A 25,308-nucleotide genomic window follows, 5' to 3' on the forward strand; every position below is an offset into this window, starting at 1 on the left:
TCAGCCGTCCTTTGCCGACACCTGGACGGCCAGCGCATCCACCTGGGGCATCGTTGCCAGAAACTGGTCCAGCGCCTGCGTCACCAGGCTTTGCGCGGATTGATGCGCCAGTGCACTCGCCAACCGCAGCCGCAGGTGCCGCTCGCCGTCCAGGCGCAACGTGAATGCGGCCCGGCCCGTCTTGCGCACCTGTGCAGCACTGTCGCGCCCGATTTGCGCGGCGGCCGCCGCCGACAGCGTCGGTCCACCAGCCACTTCGCGCGCCAGCGCGGCGCGTTCGACCAGCACGGGCGGCAACACGTCCGGTGCCGGCGCGCCCGCGCCCATGTCGTTCCAGCCCAGATCGTCCGGTCCGGCCGCGTCCTGCCGCCGCATCGCCGGGCGCGCGTGGCCCTTGCGGGCGAGCAACCCGGACGACAGCGACGCCGCGGGCTTGGGCTGCGCGGCCATCAGCTCACCACCCGCCGGCCAAAGCCGTTCGCCTGCGGCCGCACGCCCGCGCCGATCACCGCGGATGGCACGCTGAACACGGTCCGCCGGAAGTTCTTCTCCAGCCGATCCGAAACATAGGTCCACAAGGCGGCGATCTCCGCGGCGGAGCGCCCCTTGGCATCCACCTCCATCACCGTGCGCCCGTCGATCATCGATGCGGCGAAATCGGTGCGCTGGTGGATAGTGACCGGCGCCACCGTGCCATGCTGCGCCAGCGCCAGCGTCGCCTCGGTGGTGATCCGCGCCTTGGGCGTGGCGGCGTTGACCACGAACAGCAGCGGCTTGCCCGCCCGGTCGCACAGATCCACCGTCGCCCCCACCGCGCGCAGGTCGTGCGGGCTCGGCCGCGTCGGGATGACGATCAGCTCGGCCACCGTGATCACGCTCTGGATCGCCATGGTGATCGCGGGCGGCGTGTCGATCACCGCCAGCCGGAAACCCTCCTGCCGCAGCGTCTCCAAGTCGGCCGCCAGCCTTGTCACGTTGGTCTGCGCAAAGGCGGGCGTCGGCGCCTCCCGCTCGTTCCACCAGTCCGCCAGCGAACCTTGCGGATCGATGTCGATCAGCACGACCGGGCCCTGCCCCGCCAGTTCGGCCTGCACGGCCAGATGTCCGGACAGGGTCGTCTTCCCCGACCCGCCCTTTTGCGATGCCATCGCCAGAACGCGCATATTCCCCCGTTCTCCGCTATGGAGCCCTTTGTTAAGCGCTCTGATGGCACCAGGCCCGATAAGGATGGGTTAACACCGTTCCGTGTCCGATCCGGTCCACTATGGTTGGAACGTGTCGCAGGGCCGATGAACAGGAATAAGGGTCGATGGTGATGAAGCGGATGCTTGGCTTGCTGTTGGTGGCGGCATCGATGGGCGCGGCATGGCCCGCGGGCGCCGATGTGAAAGCCGGCGTGGATGCCTGGGGCCGCGGCGACTACAAGGCTGCGGTCGAACAATGGCGCGGCCCCGCGGTCGCCGGCGACCCGGACGCGCAGTTCAATCTGGCGCAGGCCTACAAGCTCGGCCGCGGCGTGCCGCTGGACCCCGCGCTCGCCGAAAGCTGGTTCCGCAAAGCCGCGCAGCAGGGCCATGAACAGGCGCAGGACAATTACGGCCTCGCCCTCTTCCAGTCCGGCAAGAAGGGCGACGCCGTGCCCTGGCTGGAAAAGTCGGTCGGCCGCGGCGAACCGCGCGCCCAGCTCGTGCTCGGCACCATGCTCTTCAACGGCGATGGCGTGGCGCGCGACTATCCGCGCGCCTATGCGCTGATGACCCGCGCGTCGCAGGCCGGACTCAACGCCGCGTCCGAGACGCTGTTGCAGATGGACCAGTATATCACGCCCGCCGATCGCGAACGCGGAACGCGCCTGGCCCAGCAATATGCCGCGCAGGCTCGCACCCTCGCTCCCCGGCCGACGCTGGCCGCCACCCCGACCGCGACGCCGCCGGCACCGCGCCAGCCGGCCATCCGCACCACGCCGCTGCCCGCCTCGTCCCCTGTCTCGCCGAAACCCACCCCCGTCGCCGTAAAGCCGGCGCCGGCCCCCAAGCCGACCCCGGTTGCGGCCAAGCCCGCGGCGACCCCCGCCAAATCCGGTGCGTGGCGCATCCAGCTCGGCGCCTTTCGCGACCGCGCCAATGCCGAGGCGCAGTGGGGCAAGGTCCGCGCCCGCCTGACCGGCGCGCAGCCCTTCTACGTTCCCGCCGGCGGCGTCACCCGGCTTCAGGCCGGCGGCTATGCCACCCGCGCCGCCGCGACCCAGGCCTGTGCCCGCTCCGGCGTGCCCTGCGTGGTGGTGAACGGCTGATCGCGACCGGGTGGAGGGGTCAGCCCTCCACCCACGCGCTCCGCGCAATCCCTTGCGCATGGAGCAGCGCGGTCAGGTCGCCCTGATCCACCCGCGCGCCCGCTGCGCCCGCGACGATCGGCTTGGCCCGGAACGCGATGCCAAGGCCGGCGCGGCGAATCATCGCCAGGTCGTTCGCGCCGTCGCCCACCGCCATGCTCGCGCCCGGCTCCAGGCCGCGCTCGGCCAGTGCCGCCAGCAGTGTCGCTTCCTTGGTGTCCGACCCCACGATCGGCTTGCGCACCCGGCCTGTCAGCCGTCCGCCCTCGATCTCCAGCACATTGGCGATCGCCCGGTCAAACCCGATCTCGGCTGCGACCGGCTCGGCAAAGCGGGTGAACCCGCCCGACACCAGCACGGTCAGGCTGCCGCGCGCCTTCATCGTGCGCACCAGCGTCCGTGCGCCCGCCATCAGGGTCACGCGTTCGGCCAGGCACTGCGCGATCACGCCCTCGTCCAGCCCCTCCAGCAGCGCGACGCGCGCATCCAGCGCCGCCCCGAAATCCAGCTCGCCGCGCATCGCCCGCTCGGTCACCTCGGCGACCTCCGCCTTGATCCCGGCATAATCGGCCAGTTCGTCGATGCATTCGACGGTGATCATGGTCGAATCCATGTCCGCGACCAGCAGCCGCTTTTCGCGTCCCTCGCTCGGCTGCACCACGATATCCGTCGCGGCGAATGCGCCCTCCAGCGCCTCGCGGGCCACCAGCGGGTCGCCCGCAAAGTCGATATCGGCGGCCACGCCGTGATCGATCCAGCGCCGTGCGCCCGGCTCGATGGATGCGGCCGCCAGCCGATCTGCCGCCGCCTGCAAATCCCCGTCGGCCAGCCGGCCACCTGCTGCTATCAGCGTCGCTGTGAACATGAAGGCTCCTTTACCGAAGGTCGCGCTCATCGCAGGGCCAACCGCCAGCGGCAAGTCCGCTCTCGCGCTGGACCTTGCGCTGGCGCACCGCGGCACGATCATCAACGCCGACTCCGCCCAGGTTTACCGCGACCTGCGCATCCTGACCGCAAGGCCCCCGGTCGAGGAGGAAGCACGCGTGCCCCACCGCCTGTTCGGCCATGTCGATGGTGCGGATGCCGGCTACTCCGCCGCCCGCTGGGCCAGCGATGCAAAGGCCGCGATCGCCGAGGCGCTGGCCGAGGACCGGCTTCCCATCCTCGTCGGCGGCACCGGCCTTTATCTGCGCACCCTGCTGGATGGCATCGCGCCGGTTCCCGCCATCGACGCAAGCGTCCGCGCCGCCGTTCGCGCCGTACCCGTCGCACAGGCCCATGCCGCGCTGATGATCGAGGATCCGGCGGCCGCCGCCCGCCTCAACCCCGCCGACACCACCCGCGTCGCCCGCGCGCTGGAGGTCGTCCGCTCCACCGGCCGCCCGCTCGCCGCATGGCAGGCGCACAGGCATGGCGGCATCGCCGACACGATCGACCCCCGTGCCCTCGTTCTCCTCCCCGATCGGGATTGGCTGTTCGCGCGCATCAACGCCCGCTTCGCCGACATGCTTGCCACCGGACTGGAGGAGGTCGCCGCGCTCGTCGCCCGCACCGACCTTCCCGCAGACGCGCCCATCCGGCGCGCGATCGGGGTGCCCGAGGCCACCGCGCTGCTCGCCGGCCATCTTTCTTCCGACGAAGCCGCTGCCGCCGGCGCACTCGCCACCCGGCGCTATGCGAAGCGGCAATATACGTGGTTTCGCAACCAGTTGGACGATCATTGGCATCGCATTTCCGACCATGACAACGAAACGCGCCGCAATGCAGCAGACATTTTATTACGAAACTGATGGTTGACACGAACTTTTATCATCGGTAGCCGCCCCTTGGACGAGGCGCTACGGCGGTTCGTCCCGTGTGCCAGTGAAAGGACCGATGATGACGGAGAAGAGCGGAGCCGATATTCTGGTCGAGGCGCTGTGCGATCTCGGCGTGGAGGTCGTCTTCGGCTATCCGGGTGGCGCCGTGCTGCCGATCTACGACGCGATGTTCCGTTATGCGGAAAAGAGCGGCGGGCGGCTGCGTCACATCCTCGTTCGCCACGAACAGGCGGCGACCCATGCGGCGGAGGGGTATGCCCGCGCCACGGGCAAGCCTGGCGTGGTGCTCGTCACCTCCGGCCCCGGCGCGACCAACGCGGTCACCGGCATCACCGACGCGCTGCTCGATTCGATCCCGATGGTCGTCATCACCGGTCAGGTGCCGACCGCGCTGATCGGCACCGATGCGTTCCAGGAAGCCGATACCGTCGGCATCACCCGCCACTGCACCAAGCATAACTATCTGGTGAAGGACCCCGCGCGCCTCGGCGCCGTGGTTCACGAGGCCTTTCATATCGCGACTTCGGGCCGCCCGGGGCCGGTCGTGATCGACATTCCCAAGGACGTGCAGGTCGCCACCGCGAAATATGCGAAGCCGGGGCCCATCCAGCACAAGACCTACCGCCCCCGCATCAAGGCGGAGCCGAGCGAGATCGAGCAGGTGGTCGACATGCTCGCCGCCGCCGAGCGCCCGATCCTTTATACGGGTGGCGGCATCATCAATTCGGGTCCGGCCGCCTCGCAACTGTTGCGCGAGCTTGCGCGGATCAGTGGTGCGCCCGTCACCTCGACGCTGATGGGCCTTGGCGCCTTCCCGGCCTCCTCGCCGCAGTTCCTCGGCATGCTCGGCATGCATGGCACCTATGAGGCGAACATGGCGATGAACCAGGCCGATCTGGTGATCGCGCTCGGCAGCCGTTTCGACGACCGCGTCACCGGCCGCCTCGACTCGTTCAGCCCGAACAGCCGCAAGGTGCATGTCGATATCGACCGGTCGAGCGTGAACAAGAATGTTCGCGTCGACCTGCCCATCATCGCCGATGTCGGCCATGCGATGGAGGACATGGTTCGCGTGTGGAAGGCGCGCCAGCATCCCCGGCCCGAGACGGGCGACTGGTGGCGGCGCATCGCCGGATGGCGTGCGGTCAACTGCCTGTCCTTCCCGGAAGTCGGCGACGCGATCATGCCGCAGCGCGCGGTGCGTGCCTTGTGGGAGGCGACGCACGCCCGCGATCCGATCATCACCACCGAGGTCGGCCAGCACCAGATGTGGGCCGCGCAGCATTTCGGCTTCGAAAAGCCGAACAAGTGGCTCACCTCGGGCGGGCTCGGCACGATGGGCTATGGCCTGCCCGCCGCGATCGGCGCGCAGATCGGCAACCCGAACGCGCTCGTCATCGATATCGCGGGTGAAGCCTCGATCCAGATGAACATCCAGGAACTGGCCACCGCCAGCCAGTACCGCCTGCCGGTCAAGATCTTCATCCTGAACAACGAATATATGGGCATGGTCCGCCAGTGGCAGGAGTTGACCTATGAAAGCCGCTATGCCGAAAGCTATTCGGACTCGCTGCCCGATTTCGTGAAGCTGGGCGAGGCCTATGGCTGGAAGGGTATCCGCATCGAACAGCGCGACGAGCTGGATGACGGTATCCAGGCGATGCTCGACCATGACGGCCCGGTGATCGTCGACTGCCGCGTGGCGAAACTCGCCAACTGCTTCCCGATGATCCCGAGCGGCGCGGCGCACACGGACATGATCCTCCAGGCCAACGAGGTCTCGGGCACCATGGACGACGAGGCCAAGGCGCTGGTCTGAAACTTTTTTCCTCCCCAGCACGGGGAGGGGGACCGTGACGCGAAGCGGCATGGTGGAGGGGGAGTACGGCAAGCGAAAGCGTCGGTGGAGTGTCCCCTCCACCACGCGCTACGCGAGCGGTTCCCCTTCCCCTTGTCCGGGAGGAACGATTTTGCACATCAAGACCGAAGCCACCGAACGCCACACGCTGGCGGTCATTGTCGACAATGAACCGGGCATCCTCGCCCGGATCGCCGGCCTGTTCACCGCGCGCGGCTATAATATCGAGAGCCTGACCGTGTCGGAGATCACCGCCGACAAGGGCGTCAGCCGCATCACCATCGTCACCAGCGCCTCGCCGCCGGTGATGGAACAGATCATTGCGCAGCTCGACCGCCTCGTGCCCGTCCACAAGGTCACCGACCTCACCGCACTGGGCGCGCATGTCGAACGCGAGCTGGCGCTGGTAAAGGTCAAGGGCACCGGCGACCACCGGATCGAGGCGCTGCGCCTGGCCGAGGTCTATCGCGCCCGCGTCGTAGATGCGACCATCGGCTCCTTCGTCTTCGAAGTCACCGGCACGATCGAGAAGATCGACAAGTTCGTCGAACTGATGGGCGAGGTCGGTCTGGTCGAGGTCGCCCGTACCGGCATCGTCGCCATCGCCCGCGGCCGCGAAGCCGCCTGATCCAAACCCCTCTCCCACCGGGAGAGGACGGGGCCCATGGCAAGGCCATGGGAAGGTGAGGGCGAACACCCCACCCGCTCCCCAATCCATAGAAAGGAAGTGCCAGAATGCGTGTCTATTACGATCGCGATGCCGATCTGAACCTGATCTCCGAGAAGAACATCGCCATCCTCGGCTATGGTTCGCAGGGCCATGCCCATGCGCAGAACCTGCGCGATTCGGGCGTCAAGAACATCGCGATCGCGCTGCGCCCCGGCTCGCCCTCCGCTGCCAAGGCCGAAGGCGCCGGCTTCAAGGTTCTTCCCAACAAGGAAGCGGCCGCCTGGGCCGACATCCTGATGATCCTCGCCCCCGACGAGCATCAGGCCGCGATCTACGAGACGGATATCAAGGGCAATCTGAAGCCCGGCGCCGCGCTCGCCTTCGCGCACGGCCTGAACGTCCATTTCGGCCTGATCGAGCCGCCCGCGGACGTCGATGTCATCATGATCGCGCCCAAGGGTCCCGGCCACACCGTGCGGTCGGAATATGTGAAGGGCGGCGGCGTGCCCTGCCTGATCGCGATCCATCAGGATGCCAGCGGCAATGCGCATGACGTGGCGCTTGCCTATGCCTCGGGCGTCGGCGGCGGCCGCTCGGGCATCATCGAGACGAACTTCAAGGAAGAGTGCGAAACCGACCTGTTCGGCGAGCAGGCCGTGCTGTGCGGCGGCGTCACCCACCTCATCCAGGCCGGGTTCGAAACGCTGGTCGAGGCCGGCTACGCCCCCGAAATGGCCTATTTCGAATGCCTCCACGAAACCAAGCTGATCGTCGACCTGCTCTATGAGGGCGGTATCGCCAACATGCGCTATTCGATCTCGAACACCGCCGAATATGGCGACATCGTCACCGGCCCGCGCATCATCACCGACGAGACCAAGGCGGAGATGAAGCGCGTCCTCGCCGACATCCAGTCGGGTCGCTTCGTGCAGAAGTTCGTGCTCGACAACCGCGCCGGCCAGCCCGAGCTGAAGGCGGCGCGCAAGCTGGCCGCTGCGCATCCGATCGAGAAGACCGGTGCCGAGCTGCGCGCGATGATGCCGTGGATCGGCGCGAACAAGCTGGTCGACCAGACCAAGAACTGACCCGCATCGGCCCTCCCTTCGCCCGCGCGCCGGGCGGGGGGAGCGCTACTCGCGCAACCGTCTGTTTCCATTCCGGACCTTTCGGCCCGCTGCACTTCATGGTCAAATCGGTCATCCAACAGGAGACCGAACACCCATGCGCCTGATCCTTGCCGCGGCCCTCGCCGCGTCCCTCGCCTCCACCCCCGCGATCGCCCAGTCGCTCCCCGGCGCCCCCGTCGCCTCGCGCGTCACCGCCGGCACCTACCCCGTCGATGCCGCGCACACCCAGGTCACCTGGCAGGTCAACCACATGGGCTTCACCATGCTCGAAGGCCAGTTCGGCGCCTCAGACGGCACCCTGACCATCGACCCGGCCCGCCCCGCCGCCACCACGGTCGACGTCACCTTCAAGATCGACGACCTTTCCGTCACCAGCGCCGCCTTCGCCAAACACCTGAAGAGCGCCGACTTCTTCGACGTCGCCAATCACCCCACCGCCCGCTTCGTCTCCACCTCGGTCAAACCCTCGGGCAACACCGCCGTCATCACCGGCAACCTCACCATCAAAGGCATCACCAAGCCTGTCACCCTCAACGCGACCTTCATCGGCGCGGGCGCCAACCCGATGAGCAAGAAGCTCAACATCGGTTTCCGCGCCACCGGTTCCATCAAGCGCAGCGATTTCGGCCTGGGCATGGCGGTCCCCGTCGTATCCGACAAGGTCGACCTGACGATCAACGCCGCCTTCGCCGCGCAGTAAATCTGCCCGCGCGGATCAGGCGGCGCGCTTGATCCGCGCGAAACTCGCAAACGTTGCCTGTACCGTGGCGGAGGCGTTTGCGGTGAGCAGTTCGATCCGCGCCAGGCTGGCCCCGTCATCCTCGCCCGGCGCGCGATAGGCCATCGCCCATGGGCCGAAGCTGCGCTCCTCGACGTTGCGATCGGACAGCACGACCAGCGCATGGTGCCGCGGATCCGCCTGGATGCGGGCGTAGGTCGCATCCACCACCGCGTCATCGCCTTCCAGCGCCTGCAGAAACCGTTTGCCGTCGAAGAACAGCAACCCAGTCACATTGGCTCGTGCATTGTTACGCCGCGACGCCGCCAGGATCGCGTCGGCCTCGACCGGCGCGCCGCTGCGGACGGTGCTGATATAGACGAGTTGGCGCATGGTGGCGGATCCGATCGGGGCAGCGTTTGAACAGCGCCCTTCCTTGCCCGCCATAGTTTAACGAAGCGTTCGCCGCCCCCTCGCCCAAGAACAGTAGACAAACGCCCCCCCACCGGCCATGAACGCGGACGATGATCGATCGCGCCGGCCTGCTGCTACGACTTATCCGCCCTTAGGGTGGACGGGCGTGACGCGCGCGCTTCCCTAAGGGCAAGATGAACCGCTAGCGCCAACCGACCGCGTCATCTTTCCTCCCACGCGGTCCGACCGGAAGACTCGATCATGCTCCGCGATCCCACGACCAAATACCGCCCCTTCCCGCCCATCGCCCTGCCCGACCGGACATGGCCGGATGCCGTCATCACCCGCGCGCCGCGCTGGCTGTCGACCGATCTGCGCGACGGCAACCAGGCGCTGATCGATCCGATGGATGCGGAAAAGAAGACCCGCCTGTTCGACCTCCTGGTCAAGGTCGGCCTGAAGGAGATCGAGGTCGGTTTTCCCTCGGCCGGTGCCACCGAATTCGACTTCATCTCCGGCCTCGTCCGCGAGGGCCGCATTCCCGACGACGTGACCATCCAGGTCCTCACCCAGTCGCGCCGCGACCTGATCGAACGCAGCTTCGAAAGCCTCGACGGTGCGACATCGGCGATCGTCCACCTCTACAACGCCGTCTCGCCGGCATGGCGCAAGATCGTCTTCGGCATGACCCGCGACGAGGTGCGCGACATCGCGGTCGCCGGCGCGAAGATCCTTCGCGACGAGGCGGCCAAACGCCCGAACACCGCCTGGCAGTTCGAATACAGCCCGGAGACCTTCTCCACCGCCGAACTCGACTTCTCGGTGGAGGTGTGTGCAGCGGTCATGGACGTGCTGCGCCCCACCCCTGAAAATCCGCTGATCCTGAACCTGCCTGCCACGGTCGAATGCGCGACCCCCAACGTTTATGCCGACCAGATCGAATGGTTCTGCCGCAACGTACCGAACCGCGACAGCGTCGTCGTCTCGCTCCACACGCATAATGATCGCGGCACGGGCGTCGCGGCCGCCGAACTCGGCCTGATGGCGGGTGCCGACCGGGTCGAGGGCTGCCTGCTCGGCAATGGCGAGCGTACCGGCAATTGCGACCTCGTGACGGTCGCGCTCAACATGTACACGCAAGGGGTCGATCCCCGGCTCGACCTGTCGGATATCGATGCGGTGGTGAACACGGTCACCTATTGCACCAACCTGCCCGTCCACCCGCGCACGCCCTATGCGGGCGATCTCGTCTTCACCGCCTTTTCTGGCAGCCATCAGGACGCGATCAAGAAGGGCTTCACCGCGCAAGGCCAGCGCAACGACGGCCTGTGGGAAGTCCCCTACCTCCCCATCGACCCCGCCGATCTCGGCCGCAGCTACGAAGCGGTGATCCGCGTCAACTCGCAGAGCGGCAAGGGCGGCGTCGCCTGGGTGATCGAGCAGGACAAGGGGCTGAAGCTGCCCAAGCGCCTCCAGGCCGATTTCTCGCAGCATGTTCAGGCCATGGCCGACGAAACCAGCCGCGAACTGAACGCCGCCGATATCTGGAACCGGTTCGAGGCGACCTATCTGCCCCGCCCCGGCGACCGCTTCGAACTGGTCGACTACGAGGAAAGCGGAAGCGCGGGCAACCGCCTGTTCGTCGGCCGACTGGCGGTGGAGGGCGAGCAGCGCTCGATCTCCGGCCGCGGCAATGGCCTCATCTCGGGCGTCATCGCGGCGCTGGCCGACAGCACCGGCCCGGCACTCGAGATCGTCGATTATAACGAACATGCCATCGGCCACGGCGCTGATGCGCAAGCGGCCGCCTATGTCGAGGCCCGTACGGCGGACGGCCGCACCGTGTTCGGCGTCGGCATGGACACCGACATAGCGACCGCCAGCGTCCGCGCGGTACTCAGCGCGGCAAACCGAGCGTAACCATGCACGGCCGGGCGCCACGGTCCCCATCGTCCGTGAGCCCGGCTCTGTTGCTCCGTCGCCTGCCGGAGCGTCATCGCCTGTTCCTCCGCCGCCGCGGTGCCTCGCTCGGGCTGACGCTTGTCGCGCACCTGCTGCTCGCCTGGCTGCTGCTCCACCTGGCGCCCAGCTTCACGCCGCAGAAGAAGGGGCCGACCACCAACAGCTTCTCGCTGTCCCCCGATACCGAGGGCGGTGAAGCTCCGTCCCCGACCAAGCGCCCCAGCGCGGAGAAATCCAGTCCCTCGGCCGGCGCTCCCCCGGCCAGCAAGGCGCCCACGCCCCCCACCCCGGTCGAGCCCAAGACGAAACCGGTCGAGGAGGCGCCCGCCACGCCCTGGCTCTGGGGCGACAAGTCCCTGTTCGAGGCGAGCGATATCGCGCGCATCCCCAATGCCGGCCCGGTCGGCCGGGGCGCAGGCACGGCGCAGGGTGATGACAGCGGCGCGGACAGTGTCGCCGCCTATGGCCCGGGCGCCGGTCCCGGCGGTCAGCGGCTCTACAAGGCCGACTGGCTGCGCGAGCCGACCGACGCCGAACTGAACGGCTATCTGCCGCGCAACATCCCGCCCAATGCGTGGGCGGAAATCGCCTGCCAGACGGCGCCCGACAACCGCGTCGAAAATTGCCGGGTTCTGGGCGATTCGCACATGGGCAGCGGCCTCGCCCGAACCTTGCGCGAAGCCGCCTGGCAATTCCGCATCCGCCCCCCGCGCATCGGCGGCAAACCGATGATCGGCGCCTGGGTCCGCATCCATTTCGACTTCACACGGAAGCCCGGCGAATAAATCCGCCGGAACAGGTTCACGCGAAGACGCGAACATGTCTTGCGAGCCCAAGGCTCACTCATCCCGCACAGCTAACGCCGGTCTTCCGTCCAAAGGGTCACGCAACACCCCGCCAAACGCCACCCCTTGGCGTCTTCGCGTCTTCGCTTGAGAACCCCTTCTCTCGACACCCCCGGATCACCCTGCGTCGGGCGAAAGCCGCCCCATCGCATCCAGATAATCCTCCGCCGCCCGCCGCTGCGCCGGGTCCGTGAACGCATCCGCCGGAAGGGGCGCCGCCCCCAGCGCATCCAGCAATACCCACAAGGCAAATCGCCGCCCCGGCTCGCGCTCGGTGCCAAACGCGATCTTCACCTGTTCCACACCATCCAGCATCGCCTCGGGCGACAGGGCGGACAGGTCGGTCGTGCCGAAATAATGGTGCAGCAGATCGTCGAAATGCATGATCGTCAGCCCAGCCGCTCGGGCACGGCCTGCGCATCCTCGACCACGCTCTCGGCCGGGGCTACCGCCTCCCAGGGGAAGACGAACCAGTTCTTGAACACGGTCCGGTCGATCCGCTGCGCGAAATAATCCACCCGCTCGGTCGAGGTGACGTTGTCGATCAGCGTCGCGAAGCGCACCGCCGCCATATCCGCTCCCGCATCGGCCAATGCCGCCCGGATGAAGCGGATCGTGCGCCCGCTATCGTTGATGTCGTCGACGAACACCAACCGCGTGCCCCCCGCCGTGCGCCGCGCCAGTTGCACCAGCAGGTCTGCGGAAAATGCCGGCTCCTGCGAGGAATAATCCACGGACAGCATCGGCAGGCCGGTGGCGTGGCTCAGGAACGTGCCGGGCACAAGTCCGCCCCGCCCGATGCCGACGATGAAGTCGGCCCGCCACGCCGTGTCCGCCGCCAGCTGCTCGGCGATCGCCAGCGTATCGGCAACGAACCGTGCCTGTTCGATCGGCGTCAGGTCGGGGGTGGGCATCGGGGCGAACTCCTGCATGGGCGTGGGGTTGGCGCCATAGCCCGCCCGCTCGCCCCGCGCAAAATCCCGCTTCTCCGCCGCCTTACCGGTTGCGCAACACCGCATCCAGGAACGGCGTCGGCATCGCCATGAACTGCCTGGGCGTCATGCCCAGGAAGTAGCGGGCATCGCGCAGGAAATGCGGCACGTCGAAATAGCCGTCCTCCAGCGGATCATATTTCCCGTTCGGCCCCAGCACGAACAGCCGCACGAACGCCCGCAGGAAGCGCACGCGCATCAGCAACAGCTTAGGCGTCATACCGAAATAGCGGACCGCGATCCGCCGCAACGTATGTTCGGACATGCCCAGCCGCTCGGCGACCGCCGACGCGCTGTGATGCCCGCCCTCGTTCAACACTGCGATCAGCGCCGTGATCATCGGTTCGTCGTCATGCGGCACGGCCAGAAGCGGTGCCAGCGCCGCCTCGATCGTGTCCATCGGATCGGAGCCCGTCGCCGCGACCACCATCGCCTCCGCCAGCGTCGCCGCCGCCCCGGTGGGCAGTATCGCATGCAATGGCATGAAGCGGTTGTGCGCCGTGCTGGCGGAGTGGCGTGTCAGCCGTGCCCAGGCCTGTGCGGTCAGCCCCAGCGACAGCACCCGCCCCCCTTGCGTCTGCACCCGCACCACCTGCGATGTCGGGCCGCACAGCGCCACTGACGGCACTGGATCGAAGCGACGTGCGCCGATCATCGCAGTCATCGGCCCGCCACCCAGCATCACGCAGATCTGCGCCGGCCCCGGCAGCAGCCAGTCGACCGCCACCTGTCCCACGCCGCCCCCGGCATGATAGATGCCCGCGCCCGCGATCAGCCCCGCCAACGACGTCGGCGGCTTCAACCGATAGGCAACCATATTCTCCCGGACGCCTGCCTCTTGCGCTGCAGGCGTGGATTTGCGCTCCACCGCCAAATCCACATGCCCCCCCAATGTCATCCCCACCCCGAAACCGGGCCTTTTTCGTCATGCACGGGCATGAAGTTTTCGCCAATGCCTCTACGTCTCACTTGTGAGACAAGTTGATCTCGATCAAATTCCATCCGGCTAACTGACTTCCGCCTGCCACATCCGCATGGCGATGCGTGGATCATCGGTGTCGGTGTCCAGCGCCATCATCTGCCGATACGCACCGGGCCGCACGCCAAAACGATCGGTGAACAAGCGACTGCAATGACTGGAGCTTTCGAAGCCACTGTCCAGCGCGATGGTGGCAAAGGGCCGCTCGTCACGCGGATCGCCCAATGCCCGGCGCACCCGTTCCAGCCGCCGCAACTGAATATAGCCGGCCAATCCGCCATAAGAGCGAAACGTGCGATACAGTGTAGCGCGCGACAGGTCGCTGGTCGCGATGACCTCGCTGGCGGTAAAATCGGGGTCGCTCAGCCGTGCGTCGATCAACGCGCGAATTCGCTCGATCCGGGCGGTTGCGCGCCGGGCCGCCAACAGCTCGGGATCCTCGTCCACCGCCTTGCCCAGCGCCACCGCGACCAGCGCCGACAGCGCCGTCATCGCCGGTTCGTGCGCCGCGTCGGACAAGGCCGCGATCCGGTCGACCAGCGCCCGCAGATAATCGCCCAGCAACCCCGCGCCCGGCCCGGTCAGGATCGCCCCGTGCAGCCCGTCCAGCTGGCCCGCCGCCCCCGCCAGGCGGTCGCGCGCGATGCTGACGGTCACGATATGCGCGTCATAGGATCGCAGGCGCATCGGCAGCATCATGTCCAGCAACAGCGCCTCGCCCGGCAGGAGCTGGCGAAAGCCTTCGCCCGTATCCACCGCCTGGTCGCCCGACAGGACAAAGGTCAGCGTGAAATGGTCGAACGCATCGCGCTGCACGCGGGCGGCGTCCCGCTCATGGCCCACCCCGCGCAATCGGCGGTCGAACAACAGGCCGCGGTGCAATCGCCAGGCCCGCACCTTTGCCGCAAAGGGTCGGCTCAACCGTACGGCGTCCGCACCCGGCGCGTAGAGTTCGCGGTAGCGGACGAAGCTGTCGTCGGGGGACAACTCGTCGCTGTCGAACTGCCATTGGTCGGGCGCAGTCACGGCACCGCCGGCCCCATGGATGGACGTCCCATCGTCCGACTGACGATCAGCAGCAGGAGCGCGGTCGCCGCGGCTGCGATCATCACGATCATCAGTCCCCCGGCAATGCCCCCCGCATTGAGCCCGCTTGCCACGCCCGCCGCCAGCGGCCCGATGCCGATGCCGACCAGCGTGATCACGGTCAGGAACGCGCCGCTGGCCTGTGCCCTGCGCGCCGGGGCGATTTCCTGCTGCACCATGAACAACCCGGCAAACGCGCTCATCCCCAGCATCGTCGCGGCCAGCGTGATCCCCGCCACCGCCACGGTCGTGCCGGCACTGACCGCCACCAGCGCCGGCACGATCGCCAGCGCGAGCAGCATGACCAGCGCCGGCCCTCCCCGTTCGCGCGCCTGTGGCCACCGCGCCATCATCACCCCGCCCAGCCCCTGCCCTAGCGGCGACCCGATCAGCATGGCGATCCCCCCGACCATCGCCGCCCGCGCCGGTTCCAGCCCATGCTGCCGCGCCATCAGCGTTGGCAGCCACGCCGCCAGGCTCTGGATCACCAGCACCGGCATCGCGGCCAGCAGGTACAGCAGCATCGTCCTCACCCCGCCCGCCGGCGTCGGGGTCGGCGCGGCCGCGCTCCCCGGCGCCGCTATGGCTCCGCTCACCTTCGCCCGCCACCGGATCAGCACGATCAGCAGCACGATGTTGGGCAGGATCGTCACCACGCACAGCCACCGCCACCCATAGGGTGCCGCCCCCACCCCGAACCACGCCAACGCCGCCAGTCCGCCCCCGCACTCACCAACGCAACGTTCCGCCCAAAGGCCGACGCCATGGTGAACATCGCCAGCCCCGCCGCCCGCGCCCGCCCCGGCCGCGCCGCAACCAGCGCCATTGCGGCGGGAATGAATGCCGCCTGCCCAACCCCCAAGCCGAAGCGGACGGCAGCAAGCCCCTCGAACGAATTGACAAATCCCATCGCCGCACCGCTCGCCGACCATAGGGCGATCCCGCCGGCCAGTCCGTGGATGGGTTTGTGGGGGAAGAGGGCGGCGGTGGCGTAGGGGAGGGCGAAGCAGGGGCCGAGGAGGAGGCCGGTCGCGGCGTCGCCCAGGGCGAGGCGGGGGCCGAGGACCGGCATGAGCGCGGCCAGCGTGAAACGGTCCACAAAGGCGAGGAAATGCCCGAGTGACAATGCGATAGCGAGACGCCCGACGGCGCCCTCCCCCGGCTGTGCTGCCACCCCTCGCTCCCCCCCTTTGCCGGTCAGCATAGGAGCGCCGGCAGCCGGGCTCAATTCGGGACAATCGTTGCAACTGTCCCGTTATCGGGCATGTTCACGCTTCTGCAAACGATTGTTGCGGTTTGCGCACGAACAGCTAGGATGCGGCCAAATCCGCAAAAGACGGGTTTTCCCGACAGAGGATCGTTCCGGATGCGCAAACCCAAGCCCCATCTGCCGCTCGCCCGCATATTGGAGATGAACCTGGGCTTTTTCGGCCTGCAATTCTCGTTCGGCCTGCAACAGGGCAACATGGCCCCGATCTACAGCTATCTGGGCGCCGAGGAGGCGAGCCTGCCGCTGCTGCTGCTCGCCGGGCCGATCACCGGGCTGGTGGTGCAGCCGATCATCGGCGCGATGAGCGATCGGACGGACAGCCGGTTCGGGCGGCGCACCCCCTATTTCCTGTTCGGCGCGGTGCTGTGCGCGCTGGGGCTGTTCTTCATGCCGCTGAGCGCATCGCTGCTGATGGCGGCGTCACTGTTGTGGATCCTGGACGCCGGCAACAACATCACGATGGAGCCGTACCGCGCCTATGTCGCGGACCGGCTGGACGCGCCGCAGCACGGACTGGGCTTCCTGACGCAAAGCGCGTTCACCGGCCTGGCCCAGATGCTCGCCTTTCTCACGCCCTCCATCCTCGTCTTCTTGGGCATGAACCAGGACTGGGTCGACGCGCACAACATCCCCTATACCGCGCGGGTGACGTTCATGGCGGGCGCGGTCCTGTCGCTGACCACCATCCTCTGGTCGATCCGGCGCGTGCCCGAACTGCCGCTGGAGCCGGAGGAAAAGGCCCGCATCGCCGCGCAGTCCAAGTCCCCCGGCGCGGTGCTGGCCGAGATCGGCACCGCGATCCGCGACATGCCGGTGGCGATGCGCAAGCTGGCGCTGATGAGCCTGTTCCAATGGTATGCGATGGGCGGATACTGGGCGTACATCATCTATGCCATCGGCCGGTCGGTCTATGGCACCGCCCAGGCCAATTCGTCGGGCTTCCATTCCGCCGTGCTGGCCAATGGCGAGATGGCGGCTTTCTACAACGGCGTCGCCTTTATCGCTGCCTTTGCGATGGTGCCGCTTGCCCGGCGCATCGGCGCGGCCCCGCTTCATGCCGCCTGTCTGGTGCTTGCCGGGATCGGCATGCTGTGGCTGCCGCATATCGAGACCAAGGCGCTGCTGTTCGTGCCCGCGATCGGCGTCGGCCTCGGCTGGGCGAGCATCATGGGCAATCCGTATGTGATCCTGGCCGGGTCGATCCCGCCGGAGCGCAACGGCGTCTATATGGGCATTTTCAACATGATGATCGTCATCCCGATGCTGCTGTTCGCGGCAACGATGCCCTTTGCCTATCAGCCGCTGCTGGGCGGCGATCCGCGTCATGTGCTGAGCCTGTGCGGCGTGCTGATGTTCGCCGCCGCCGCCGCCGTCTTCTCGGTGCGGGAGCGCAATGCCGCCGGTCTGCCCGTGGGCGCGACCGCGGCATGAGCGCCATCGCCCTGCACGGCCCGACGACGAGCATGGTGCTGGAACGCCGCGGCGACGGCACGCCGCTGTGGCGCTGGTGGGGCGGCTGGCTGGACGACGAGACGCTGCCGACGCTGGCCGATCTGCGGGCCCCCGCCTCCTTCTCGCTGGATGTCGATCAACCGCTGGCGGTGGTCCCCGCCTATGGCGCCGGCTGGTTCGGCCCGGCGGCGCTGCGCGCGCATCGCGGCGGCCGCCACTTCACACATCGCTTCACGACGCAGGACATCGATCGCGGCGCGGATGCGATCACCGTGCATCTGCGCGACGACGACGCCGGCCTGACGCTGGTGCAGCGGATCGCGGCGGCGGGCGACATGCTGACCCTGTCCGCCACGCTGACCAACACCGGCGACACGTCGCTGAGCGTCGACTGGCTGGCGAGCGGCACCCTGCCCCTGCCGCACGACTGCACCGCGATCCGCCACTTTACCGGTCGCCACAATGCCGAGTTCGTCGAAGCGGTGGAGCCGATGCCCGCGCAAGGCTGGACGCGGGAGGGCCGTCGCGGGCTGACCGGCCATGCCGGCCCGCCGGGCCTGTTCGTCGAGGGGCCGGGGGCGACCCGCCATGCCGGCCGGGTCCATGCCGCGCAACTGGCCTGGTCGGGCAATCACCGGCTGCTCGTCGAGCGCGACGACGAAGGTTACTGGGTCCTGCAGATGGGGATGGCGCTGGCCCCCGGCGAGGTATCGCTGGCGCCGGGCGAGAGCCTGACGGCGCCCGACCTGCTCGCCACCTGTTCGAACACTGGCCTGAACGGCGCGGTGCAGGCGTTCCACGCCGCGATCCGCGCCCGCGTGCCCTGGCCGGCGGAGGGGATGCGCCCCCGCCCGGTGCACATCAACAGTTGGGAAGGTTTCTACTTCGACCATGACGAGGCCGCGCTGAAGGCACTTGCCACGCGCGCCGCCGATCTGGGCGTCGAACGCTTCGTGCTGGACGATGGCTGGTTCCGCGGCCGTGACGACGACACCGCGGCCCTTGGCGACTGGGAGCCGGATGCACGCAAATATCCGGACGGACTGGCGCCGCTGGCAACCCATGTCATGGATCTGGGCATGGAGTTCGGCCTTTGGGTCGAACCGGAAATGATCAATCCGGACAGTGACCTGTATCGCGCGCATCCCGACTGGGTGCTGGCGGTGGACGGCGTGCCGCGCATCACCGCGCGCAACCAGCTCGTCCTCGACCTCGGCCGGGCTGCGGTGCGCGACCATCTGTTCGCGCGGCTGGACGCGTTGCTGACCGGGTTGCCGATCGCCTATCTGAAATGGGACCATAACCGCGATCTGGCGCCCGCCGCCGGGGCGGATGGCCACGCAGCCTATGTGGCGCAGGTGCGCGGCGTCTATGATCTGCTCGACCGGCTGGGTGGCGCGCACCCGGCGGTGGAGATCGAGTCCTGCGCCGGCGGCGGCGGCCGGATCGATGCCGGCATCGCGGCGCGCACGCACCGCTTCTGGACCAGCGACTGCATCGACGCGGTGTCGCGCGTGTCGATGCAGCGCGGCTTCCTGATGTTCATGCCGCCCGAGATGATGGGCGCGCATGTCGGCGCCGCACCCGCCCATTCCACCGGCCGCGCCCAGGGCATGGCGTTCCGCGCCGCGGTCGCGCTGCCCGGCCATTTCGGCGTCGAGCTGGACCCGGCCGACATGGCCGCGGACGAGGCGGGCGTCCTTGCCGCCGGCATCGCCCGCTACAAGGCTTTGCGCGACCGGCTGCACAGCGGGCGCGTGTGGCTGGGCGAAGGGCCGGACGGACTGGTCTGGCAGGCGCATGGGGAGCCGGACGATTTGATCCTGCACGTCACCCGCGTCGCGCCCACCACCCTGCGCCGCCCGCCGCCGATCGTGCTGCCGATGCTGGCCGGTGCGGGTGACGTACGCGTCGCGCTGCTGGAGATCGCCACCGTGCCCGGCCACCCCGCGCCCGATGCGCCGCTGTTCGCCGCGATGCGGGGCGGCGGCGTCGTGATCGGCGGCGATGCGCTGGCGACCGCGGGCCTGCCCATGCCGGCGATGAAGGCGGAAAGCGTCGCGCTGTTCCGCCTCACCCGTGCTTCCTGACCGTCACTCCTTCCATGCCAGGACCATTGTCGATGCCGTTACTCGATCCCCTTCCCTCGCACTGGTCCGCCGACGCGGTGGCCGGCATCCCGGAGCAGATGCCGCACGCGTCGCTGCCCGTGTTCGGCGCGGCCGACGTGGTGCCGATCGCGCCGGGGCTGGACCTGTGGGACATGTGGCAGATCCAGCGCGCGGACGGCTCGACGGTGATCGTCGATGGTCGCAGCTTCTGGTTCTTTCTGGCGACCGAGCGGTTTCCCGACCCCGACATGCGCCATGACGCAGCGCGCATCCGCCTGACCAGCCACGGCGCCGATGGCTGGCGCGATCATGGCTGGACGTTCGATCCCGGCGTCACGCCCGGCAGCCGCGAATGGTCCGGCTGTGCGGTGCTGGGCGACGATGCCGAGACGCTTACCCTGTATTTCACCGCCTCCGGCCGGCCCGGGGCCCTGCGCACCTTCGAGCAGCGCTTGTTCGAGACGCAAGGGCGCTTCCTGGTCGATGCTGGGGCCCCGCGCACCGGCAACTGGACCACGCCGGTCGAATCGGTCGCCGCCGATGGCGCCACCTATCTGGTCGCGGACCAGCGCGAGGCGGTGGACGACCGGATCAAGGGTTTCCGCGACCCCGGCTATTTCCGCGATCCCGCCGACGGCGCCGAATATCTGCTGTTCGTCGGATCGGCCGGCTGGGTGGACGATGTGCATGACGGCGTGATCGGCGCGGCGCGGCGCGAGGGCGACCGCTGGATGCTGATCGCGCCGCCGGTCGAGTCGATCGGCACCAACAGCGAACTGGAACGCCCGCATGTCATCCACCGCGACGGCCGTTATTATCTGTTCTGGTCGACGCAAGGGAAGCGCTTTGCCCCCGGCCTGCCCGGCGTCACCGGGCTGTACGGTATGGTCGCGGAATCGATGGCGGGGCCATGGCGGCCGGTGAACGGCACCGGCCTCGTCGCAGCGAACCCGGCGGCGGAGCCCTATCAGGCCTATTGCTGGTGGGTGACGGGCGAGCTGGACGTGATCAGCTTCGTCGACGCCTGGGGGCTGGCGGGGCGCGATCCCGCCGATCCGGCCGTGCGCCGCGCACAGTTCGGCGGCACGGCCGCGCCGTTTTTCCGCTTGGGCATCGATGGCGACCGGGTGACGATCAAGTGATTTGCTCACCCTCTCCCCTCCGGGGAGCATCAGGGAAATAGCACCCCGTGCTATTTAGTTCATGCCGGGGGCATGAACGACCTGATGCTGGAAGGGGCACGCTGCCGTAAGGCAGTGGGGAGGGTGAGGGTAGCCACAGGCGCAGCATTGCTGGTCTGCCCCTCACCCTCCCACCGCTGCGCGGCGCCCCCCCTTCCCGAGGGGGAGAGGGCATCAACCAAACAAAAAACGGGGCCGGCTTTACGCCGACCCCGCCCTTGTCACCCCTACCAAACAATCAGAAATTATACCGGATCGACGCCGTCACCGTGCGGCCATAGACCGCGGTCGCCTGGAACAGCGTGCTGGTCGCCGACGCCGGCACCAGCGGCACCACCGAACCACCGCCACGGAAGCCCAGTGTGTTCAGCAGGTTGTTGGCATTCAGCCCCACCTCGATCTGATCGGTCGGACGCACCTTCAGATAGCCGTTGAGGAAGGTAGACCCCTTCACGCTCAGTGTGTTGAAGTCGTCCAGCGGCACGCTCGTCTGGCCGCTGACGCTGACGCCGCCGGCAAAGAAGCCCGCATCGTAGGATGGCGAGATCAGGTAGATCAGCCTGGGCTGCCCGCCCGGACGATTGCCGCGCAGCGCTGGCGTCGCGCTGTCGGTGATCTTCGATTCGATATAGGTCGCGTCGGCCGCCAAGCGGAAATTGCCTAGATTGAACCGCCCGGTGAACTCGATACCCATCGAACGATAGCTGTTCGAGATGTTGGGATTGTTGTTCGGCGGCAGGTTGGTCAGCCGGGTGAAGTCGAAATTATTCTCGGTCAGCGTCGACCGGAAGCCGGTAACCTCGACCGAATAGCTGCCGCTCATCACCTCGCCGCGCTGCTTCCAGCCGATTTCCTGCTGGTTGAGGAAGTTAACCGAGGTGTTGCGGCCTTGCGCGTTGAGCGAGCCATCCGCGTTGAAGTTGCCGCTCAGCACGCGCCGGTCGGCATTGAAGCGGCCACCGCGGCTGACCCGCGCGAACAGGCTGGTATGCGTGTTGAGCGCATAGAGCGCGCCGAACGACCAGCTGACATAGCTGTCGCGGTAATCGATTCGCTCGGCGGCCGGGTTCAGCACCAGTGACGGGATCGCCGCGCCGTTCACCACCGTCACCGGGCCCTGCACGCCGCCCTGCGCGGTGCCCTCACCCTTCACTGTGTCGAACCGGACGCTGCCGTCCAAGTCCAGGCCGCCATTCTCGTAGGACAGCGACACGAAGGGCGCATCGTTGGTGTAGGTCAGGTCGACGCGGCGGGCGCAGCAGGTGCCCCAATTGTCGTTGAACCCCGCCTGTCCCGCCGCGGTCAGCCGCGCGCCGGTGGTGGAGAACAGGTCGAGCGGCGCGGCATTCTCGCCGACCAGCTCGCTATACTGGCGATTGACGTGCCAGTCCTGCCGGATCGTCTGGCTCATGTGGAACCAGCCGGCGGTGGCGCGCAGCGACCCGCCCAGCACGTCATATTTGCCTGACACCGTCAGGTTGTTGGCGAAATTCCCCATGTCCTTCATCAAGGTGTTGATGTTGGGGTTGTTGTTGACGAACTGGCCGGTGAAAAGCTGCCCCGCATTCGGCCCGGCGGCATAGCGGATCGCGCCCACCCGCTGGCCGTTCACCGTCGATCCCAGCAGGCTCGACGTCGACAGCGCATTGGCGAACTGCGTGGTGAAGTTGCCGCTCATGTCCTGGTAGCGGATGGTGTCGTCCACCGTCACGCCATTGTCGAACTCGTAATGGAGCTGGCCGCCGATCGAGGTGACGCGCGGGTGGATACCCTCCACCTCGGCGGAGCGGAGCTGGCCGTCATAATCGCGGAACTGGAAGGCGCGGTTGTAGATCGAATAGGTGGAGCCATCGCGCGGATCGAGGCCGGGCAGCGCCGAGAAGTCGGTGATCTTGCCGTTCTCCACCCGCGCCAGCGCGGGCGTCGCCGAACTCGTCGGCGCCTGTTCGTCCAGCCGCTTGAACAACAGGCGGACATAGCCGCGATTGTCGGGCAGATCTTTGGTGACGTTGGCCTTGATCTGATACCCGCGCAGGATGTTGAAATCCTCGTTGGTCAGGCCGCCGCCGTTGCGCGCAAAGCCGCCGACATGGAAGCGCAAGCTGTCGCTGATCGGCGCGCCATAATCAAAATCGACCCGGTTCTCGCGGAAATCCAGGCCCTTGGAGAACGCGGCCGAACCGCCCGCGCGGTCGCCCGTCTTGCTCAGATAGTTGATCACCGCACCCGGCGCCTGGCTGGCGAAGGTGGAGGACGAACCGCCGCGCACCGCTTCCACCCGCTCGACATTCTGGTCGAAGCGAATCCAGTAGTCGTTGTTGCCGAAGTTGATGTCGCCGAACAGCGTGACGGGCAGGCCGTCCTCCTGCAATGCCACATATTCCGAACCGCCCGTCGACACCGGAATGCCGCGCACGCCGATATTGGCGTTACCGCCGGGGCCGGCGGTGTCGGACGGCTGGAGGCCGGGAATGTTGCGCAGCACCTCGGCTTCGGAGCGCGGCGTGAAGTTGCGGATCGCATCCTGGCTGACCTGCGACACCGAGATCGAGCTGCGGAAGCGCGACCGCTCGCCGCTGGTCGCGGTGACGACGATGTCGTCGCTCTGCTCGGCGGCGGCCTGGGGCGCCGCGTCGGTATCCGTGGCCGGTGCCTCGGTCGCGGCGGGAGCGGTCTGCGCCGTGGCGGGCATGGTCCACGCCAGGGACAGCGCGATCCCCGACGCACAGCAACGAAGCGCAACCTTGCTCATTCAGCTCTTCCTCTCATGGCCCTGCTCTCTCATCGGCAGGCGAAACAGGATTTCGGGATACCGATCCCACAATCGTTTGCAAAGCAGTTTATGCAATGGATTGCAGGATTGGCGATGCTGTTGCGAAAATGCCGCAGCAGCAGCATCTTGTCGGAAAAATCAGCCGGCGATGCGGCGGGCGAGGAAGGCGGCATGCTCGGGCATGGTCTCCGCCCCCCGCGCGATCGCCTCGGCCAGCCGCTCGACGAAACGCACGCTCTCCGCCGGCTCGCCGGCATAGGCGATCAGCGGATCGAGTGCCGCCGGCCAGTTGCCCTGCCCGATATGCACCGCCAGCCAGCTCGCCGGGCCGAACAGGTCCATCTCGCGCGCGACGAGGCGGCCATGCGCGCGGAAGTGATCGATCTTCAGCTTGAGCGTATCGGGGATGTCCATCGCCGCACATGCGCGCCAGAAGTCGGTGTCGCCGCGCTCGGTCAGCACATAATGCAGGATCAGGAAGTCGCGGATCCGCTCGCTCTCGGTCACCGCGACGCGGTTATATTCGGCGATGCCCGAGGGTTCGAACGCACGCGTCGGGAAATAGGCGAGCAGCTTGGCGATACCCGCCTGGATCAGATGGATGCTGGTCGACTCCAGCGGCTCCATGAAGCCGCTCGCCAGACCGATCGCCACCACGTTGCGCCGCCAGAATGCCGTTCGCCGCCCGGTGGTGAAGCGCAAGGGCCGCGGATCGCCCAGCGCCTCGCCGTCCAGATTGGCCAGCAACGTCGCCGCCGCCTCGTCATCCGACAGATGCCGGCTGGCATAGACATAGCCGTTGCCGGTGCGATGTTGCAGCGGGATGCGCCACTGCCACCCCGCCGCCCGCGCAGTGGAGCGGGTATAGGGCGTCAGCGGCCCGGTATTGGCGCTGGGCACCGCCACCGCCCGGTCGCAGGGCAGCCAGTGCGTCCAGTCCTCGAACCCGACCCCCAATGCCCCTGCGATCAGCAGCCCGCGAAAGCCGCTGCAATCCACGAACAGGTCGGCCGCCAGCCGCCGCCCATCGCGCAGCGCGACATGTGCCACATGCCCGTTCCCGCCGTGCAGCGCGACATCGCCCACGTCCCCCTCGACCCGCACCACACCCCGCGCCTCGGCAAAACGGCGCAGGAACGCGGCATACAACCCGGCATCGAAATGATAGGCATAGTCGAAGGTCGATCCCACGCTGCGCGGATCGGCCAGCGGCGGCGCAAAGCGGTTCCGTGCCGCCGCCCCCCATGCCATCGACAGGGCATCGAGCGGGATGGTCGAGCCCGCACGTCGCGCACGCAGCCAGTGCTGGTGAACGGCCAGCAGGTCGAACGGCTTGCCGAAGGTGCCGAACGGGTGGAAGTAGCGATGCCCCTCCTGCCCCCAGCCGACGAATTCGATGCCGAGCTTGTAGCTGCCCTTTGTCGCCTTCAGGAACTCGCCTTCGTCGATGCCCAGCGTGTCGTTGAACAGCCGGATCGGCGGGATCGTCGCCTCGCCGACCCCGACCGTCCCGATCGTATCCGATTCGACCAGCGTGATCGTGCAGCCGCGCGGCAAGGCGTGCGCCAGCGCCGCCGCGGTCATCCAGCCCGCGGTCCCGCCGCCGACGATCAGGATGCTGCGTATCGCCCCGTCGCCTGCCTGCCCGCCCGCCTGCCCGTCCGCCTGCATGTCCCCGTTCTCTCCCGTCATATCGCCACCTATGCCGATGGCGCCGC

Annotated in this window: 23 protein-coding genes; 11 read left to right on the top strand and 12 right to left on the bottom strand. The window is 67.8% G+C overall.

The genetic code is table 11. The features are described 5' to 3' along the window. Positions 1–450: a hypothetical protein gene (locus NPJ82_RS12345; protein WP_342657549.1), complete on the bottom strand. Its 450-nt coding sequence runs from the start codon at positions 448–450 to the stop codon at positions 1–3. Continuing rightward, positions 450–1,163, bottom strand: a complete 714-nt coding sequence (locus tag NPJ82_RS12350) for a ParA family protein (protein WP_342657550.1) — start codon at positions 1,161–1,163, stop codon at positions 450–452. The genes NPJ82_RS12345 and NPJ82_RS12350 overlap by 1 nt, the downstream gene beginning before the upstream one ends. A gap of 146 nt (positions 1,164–1,309) precedes the next feature. Between NPJ82_RS12350 and NPJ82_RS12355 the strand changes: the two genes are divergently transcribed. Next, complete coding sequence (locus NPJ82_RS12355) at positions 1,310–2,293, top strand: SPOR domain-containing protein (protein WP_342657551.1); 984 nt, start codon at positions 1,310–1,312, stop codon at positions 2,291–2,293. 19 nt (positions 2,294–2,312) lie between these two features. Here NPJ82_RS12355 and serB read toward each other — a convergent pair whose 3' ends face one another. After that, positions 2,313–3,197, bottom strand: a complete 885-nt coding sequence (gene serB, locus NPJ82_RS12360) for a phosphoserine phosphatase SerB (protein WP_342657552.1) — start codon at positions 3,195–3,197, stop codon at positions 2,313–2,315. On the opposite strand from serB, the gene miaA reads away from it, so the two are divergent. The 5 genes from miaA (at position 3,196) to NPJ82_RS12385 (ending at position 8,507) form a co-directional block, all read left to right on the top strand. Further along, positions 3,196–4,122: a tRNA (adenosine(37)-N6)-dimethylallyltransferase MiaA gene (gene miaA, locus NPJ82_RS12365; protein ID WP_342657553.1), complete on the top strand. Its 927-nt coding sequence runs from the start codon at positions 3,196–3,198 to the stop codon at positions 4,120–4,122. The genes serB and miaA overlap by 2 nt on opposite strands. 88 nt (positions 4,123–4,210) lie before the next feature. After that, the gene (locus NPJ82_RS12370) at positions 4,211–5,971 is read left to right on the top strand and encodes an acetolactate synthase 3 large subunit (RefSeq protein ID WP_112381719.1); all 1,761 of its coding nucleotides are present in this window, start codon (positions 4,211–4,213) and stop codon (positions 5,969–5,971) included. 151 nt (positions 5,972–6,122) lie between these two features. Next, positions 6,123–6,638, top strand: a complete 516-nt coding sequence (gene ilvN / locus NPJ82_RS12375) for an acetolactate synthase small subunit (RefSeq protein ID WP_112381059.1) — start codon at positions 6,123–6,125, stop codon at positions 6,636–6,638. A 107-nt stretch (positions 6,639–6,745) separates the two neighbouring features. Next, positions 6,746–7,765 (top strand): ketol-acid reductoisomerase, encoded by a 1,020-nt coding sequence (gene ilvC, locus NPJ82_RS12380; protein ID WP_342657554.1) that lies wholly within the window; start codon positions 6,746–6,748, stop codon positions 7,763–7,765. Between the two features lie 136 nt (positions 7,766–7,901). Next, entirely contained in the window at positions 7,902–8,507 is a 606-nt protein-coding gene (locus NPJ82_RS12385; protein ID WP_342657555.1) for a YceI family protein, read from the top strand. Between the two features lie 15 nt (positions 8,508–8,522). Here NPJ82_RS12385 and NPJ82_RS12390 read toward each other — a convergent pair whose 3' ends face one another. Further along, entirely contained in the window at positions 8,523–8,918 is a 396-nt protein-coding gene (locus NPJ82_RS12390) for a BLUF domain-containing protein (RefSeq protein WP_342657556.1), read from the bottom strand. A gap of 282 nt (positions 8,919–9,200) precedes the next feature. Here NPJ82_RS12390 and leuA point away from each other — a divergent pair, with 282 nt between their 5' ends. After that, positions 9,201–10,859, top strand: a complete 1,659-nt coding sequence (gene leuA, locus NPJ82_RS12395; protein WP_342657557.1) for a 2-isopropylmalate synthase — start codon at positions 9,201–9,203, stop codon at positions 10,857–10,859. A gap of 50 nt (positions 10,860–10,909) precedes the next feature. Next, positions 10,910–11,686 (top strand): hypothetical protein, encoded by a 777-nt coding sequence (locus NPJ82_RS12400; protein WP_342657558.1) that lies wholly within the window; start codon positions 10,910–10,912, stop codon positions 11,684–11,686. 177 nt (positions 11,687–11,863) lie between these two features. Here the strand turns inward: NPJ82_RS12400 and NPJ82_RS12405 are convergent, their stop codons facing one another. From NPJ82_RS12405 to NPJ82_RS12430, 6 genes are all read right to left on the bottom strand, one after another. Next, positions 11,864–12,130 (bottom strand): hypothetical protein, encoded by a 267-nt coding sequence (locus NPJ82_RS12405; RefSeq protein WP_342657559.1) that lies wholly within the window; start codon positions 12,128–12,130, stop codon positions 11,864–11,866. Between the two features lie 5 nt (positions 12,131–12,135). Further along, entirely contained in the window at positions 12,136–12,660 is a 525-nt protein-coding gene (locus tag NPJ82_RS12410) for a phosphoribosyltransferase family protein (RefSeq protein ID WP_149680863.1), read from the bottom strand. Positions 12,661–12,742: 82 nt separating this feature from the next. Further along, on the bottom strand, positions 12,743–13,555 hold the full coding sequence (locus tag NPJ82_RS12415) for a helix-turn-helix domain-containing protein (RefSeq protein ID WP_342657560.1): 813 nt from the start codon (positions 13,553–13,555) through the stop codon (positions 12,743–12,745). 189 nt (positions 13,556–13,744) lie between these two features. Continuing rightward, complete coding sequence (locus tag NPJ82_RS12420; RefSeq protein WP_342657561.1) at positions 13,745–14,743, bottom strand: helix-turn-helix domain-containing protein; 999 nt, start codon at positions 14,741–14,743, stop codon at positions 13,745–13,747. Beyond that, positions 14,740–15,510, bottom strand: coding sequence for an MFS transporter (locus NPJ82_RS12425; RefSeq protein WP_342657562.1), 771 nt, complete (start codon positions 15,508–15,510; stop codon positions 14,740–14,742). The genes NPJ82_RS12420 and NPJ82_RS12425 overlap by 4 nt, the downstream gene beginning before the upstream one ends. Beyond that, the gene (locus tag NPJ82_RS12430; RefSeq protein WP_342657563.1) at positions 15,453–15,977 is read right to left on the bottom strand and encodes a hypothetical protein; all 525 of its coding nucleotides are present in this window, start codon (positions 15,975–15,977) and stop codon (positions 15,453–15,455) included. Before NPJ82_RS12430 ends, NPJ82_RS12425 begins: the two co-directional genes overlap by 58 nt. Before the next feature lie 192 nt (positions 15,978–16,169). Between NPJ82_RS12430 and NPJ82_RS12435 the strand changes: the two genes are divergently transcribed. Genes NPJ82_RS12435 through NPJ82_RS12445 form a run of 3 tightly spaced genes read left to right on the top strand, consistent with a single transcriptional unit; the run spans position 16,170 to position 20,778 of the window. Beyond that, a complete protein-coding gene (locus NPJ82_RS12435) occupies positions 16,170–17,504 on the top strand; it encodes an MFS transporter (RefSeq protein ID WP_267351344.1) in 1,335 nt (444 codons plus the stop codon). After that, a complete protein-coding gene (locus NPJ82_RS12440; RefSeq protein WP_342657564.1) occupies positions 17,501–19,615 on the top strand; it encodes an alpha-galactosidase in 2,115 nt (704 codons plus the stop codon). Before NPJ82_RS12435 ends, NPJ82_RS12440 begins: the two co-directional genes overlap by 4 nt. Positions 19,616–19,647: 32 nt before the next feature. Then, positions 19,648–20,778, top strand: a complete 1,131-nt coding sequence (locus NPJ82_RS12445; RefSeq protein ID WP_342657565.1) for a glycoside hydrolase family 68 protein — start codon at positions 19,648–19,650, stop codon at positions 20,776–20,778. Positions 20,779–21,055: 277 nt separating this feature from the next. Here the strand turns inward: NPJ82_RS12445 and NPJ82_RS12450 are convergent, their stop codons facing one another. Together NPJ82_RS12450 and NPJ82_RS12455 are read right to left on the bottom strand one after the other, a co-directional pair. Further along, positions 21,056–23,569 carry a TonB-dependent receptor gene (locus tag NPJ82_RS12450; RefSeq protein ID WP_342657566.1) on the bottom strand — a complete coding sequence of 838 codons (2,514 nt, stop codon included), beginning with the start codon at positions 23,567–23,569 and terminating at the stop codon, positions 21,056–21,058. A gap of 159 nt (positions 23,570–23,728) precedes the next feature. Beyond that, positions 23,729–25,261, bottom strand: a complete 1,533-nt coding sequence (locus NPJ82_RS12455; protein ID WP_342659018.1) for a tryptophan halogenase family protein — start codon at positions 25,259–25,261, stop codon at positions 23,729–23,731. Positions 25,262–25,308: the final 47 nt, after the last annotated feature.

This window comes from Sphingomonas sp. NY01 (assembly GCF_038809135.1).
Taxonomy (GTDB): domain Bacteria; phylum Pseudomonadota; class Alphaproteobacteria; order Sphingomonadales; family Sphingomonadaceae; genus Sphingomonas; species Sphingomonas carotinifaciens.

What these genes read in the sequence shown, in the direction of transcription:
- NPJ82_RS12345 (WP_342657549.1), bottom strand. Translation starts at nt 450, where the DNA reads ATGGCCGCGCAGCCCAAGCCCGCGGCGTCGCTGTCGTCCGGGTTGCTC.
- NPJ82_RS12350 (WP_342657550.1), bottom strand. Translation starts at nt 1,163, where the DNA reads ATGCGCGTTCTGGCGATGGCATCGCAAAAGGGCGGGTCGGGGAAGACG.
- NPJ82_RS12355 (WP_342657551.1), top strand. Translation starts at nt 1,310, where the DNA reads ATGGTGATGAAGCGGATGCTTGGCTTGCTGTTGGTGGCGGCATCGATG.
- miaA (WP_342657553.1), top strand. Translation starts at nt 3,196, where the DNA reads ATGAAGGCTCCTTTACCGAAGGTCGCGCTCATCGCAGGGCCAACCGCC.
- serB (WP_342657552.1), bottom strand. Translation starts at nt 3,197, where the DNA reads ATGTTCACAGCGACGCTGATAGCAGCAGGTGGCCGGCTGGCCGACGGG.
- NPJ82_RS12370 (WP_112381719.1), top strand. Translation starts at nt 4,211, where the DNA reads ATGACGGAGAAGAGCGGAGCCGATATTCTGGTCGAGGCGCTGTGCGAT.
- ilvC (WP_342657554.1), top strand. Translation starts at nt 6,746, where the DNA reads ATGCGTGTCTATTACGATCGCGATGCCGATCTGAACCTGATCTCCGAG.
- NPJ82_RS12385 (WP_342657555.1), top strand. Translation starts at nt 7,902, where the DNA reads ATGCGCCTGATCCTTGCCGCGGCCCTCGCCGCGTCCCTCGCCTCCACC.
- NPJ82_RS12390 (WP_342657556.1), bottom strand. Translation starts at nt 8,918, where the DNA reads ATGCGCCAACTCGTCTATATCAGCACCGTCCGCAGCGGCGCGCCGGTC.
- leuA (WP_342657557.1), top strand. Translation starts at nt 9,201, where the DNA reads ATGCTCCGCGATCCCACGACCAAATACCGCCCCTTCCCGCCCATCGCC.
- NPJ82_RS12405 (WP_342657559.1), bottom strand. Translation starts at nt 12,130, where the DNA reads ATGCATTTCGACGATCTGCTGCACCATTATTTCGGCACGACCGACCTG.
- NPJ82_RS12410 (WP_149680863.1), bottom strand. Translation starts at nt 12,660, where the DNA reads ATGCCCACCCCCGACCTGACGCCGATCGAACAGGCACGGTTCGTTGCC.
- NPJ82_RS12415 (WP_342657560.1), bottom strand. Translation starts at nt 13,555, where the DNA reads ATGGTTGCCTATCGGTTGAAGCCGCCGACGTCGTTGGCGGGGCTGATC.
- NPJ82_RS12435 (WP_267351344.1), top strand. Translation starts at nt 16,170, where the DNA reads ATGCGCAAACCCAAGCCCCATCTGCCGCTCGCCCGCATATTGGAGATG.
- NPJ82_RS12440 (WP_342657564.1), top strand. Translation starts at nt 17,501, where the DNA reads ATGAGCGCCATCGCCCTGCACGGCCCGACGACGAGCATGGTGCTGGAA.
- NPJ82_RS12445 (WP_342657565.1), top strand. Translation starts at nt 19,648, where the DNA reads ATGCCGTTACTCGATCCCCTTCCCTCGCACTGGTCCGCCGACGCGGTG.
- NPJ82_RS12450 (WP_342657566.1), bottom strand. Translation starts at nt 23,569, where the DNA reads ATGAGCAAGGTTGCGCTTCGTTGCTGTGCGTCGGGGATCGCGCTGTCC.
- NPJ82_RS12455 (WP_342659018.1), bottom strand. Translation starts at nt 25,261, where the DNA reads ATGCAGGCGGACGGGCAGGCGGGCGGGCAGGCAGGCGACGGGGCGATA.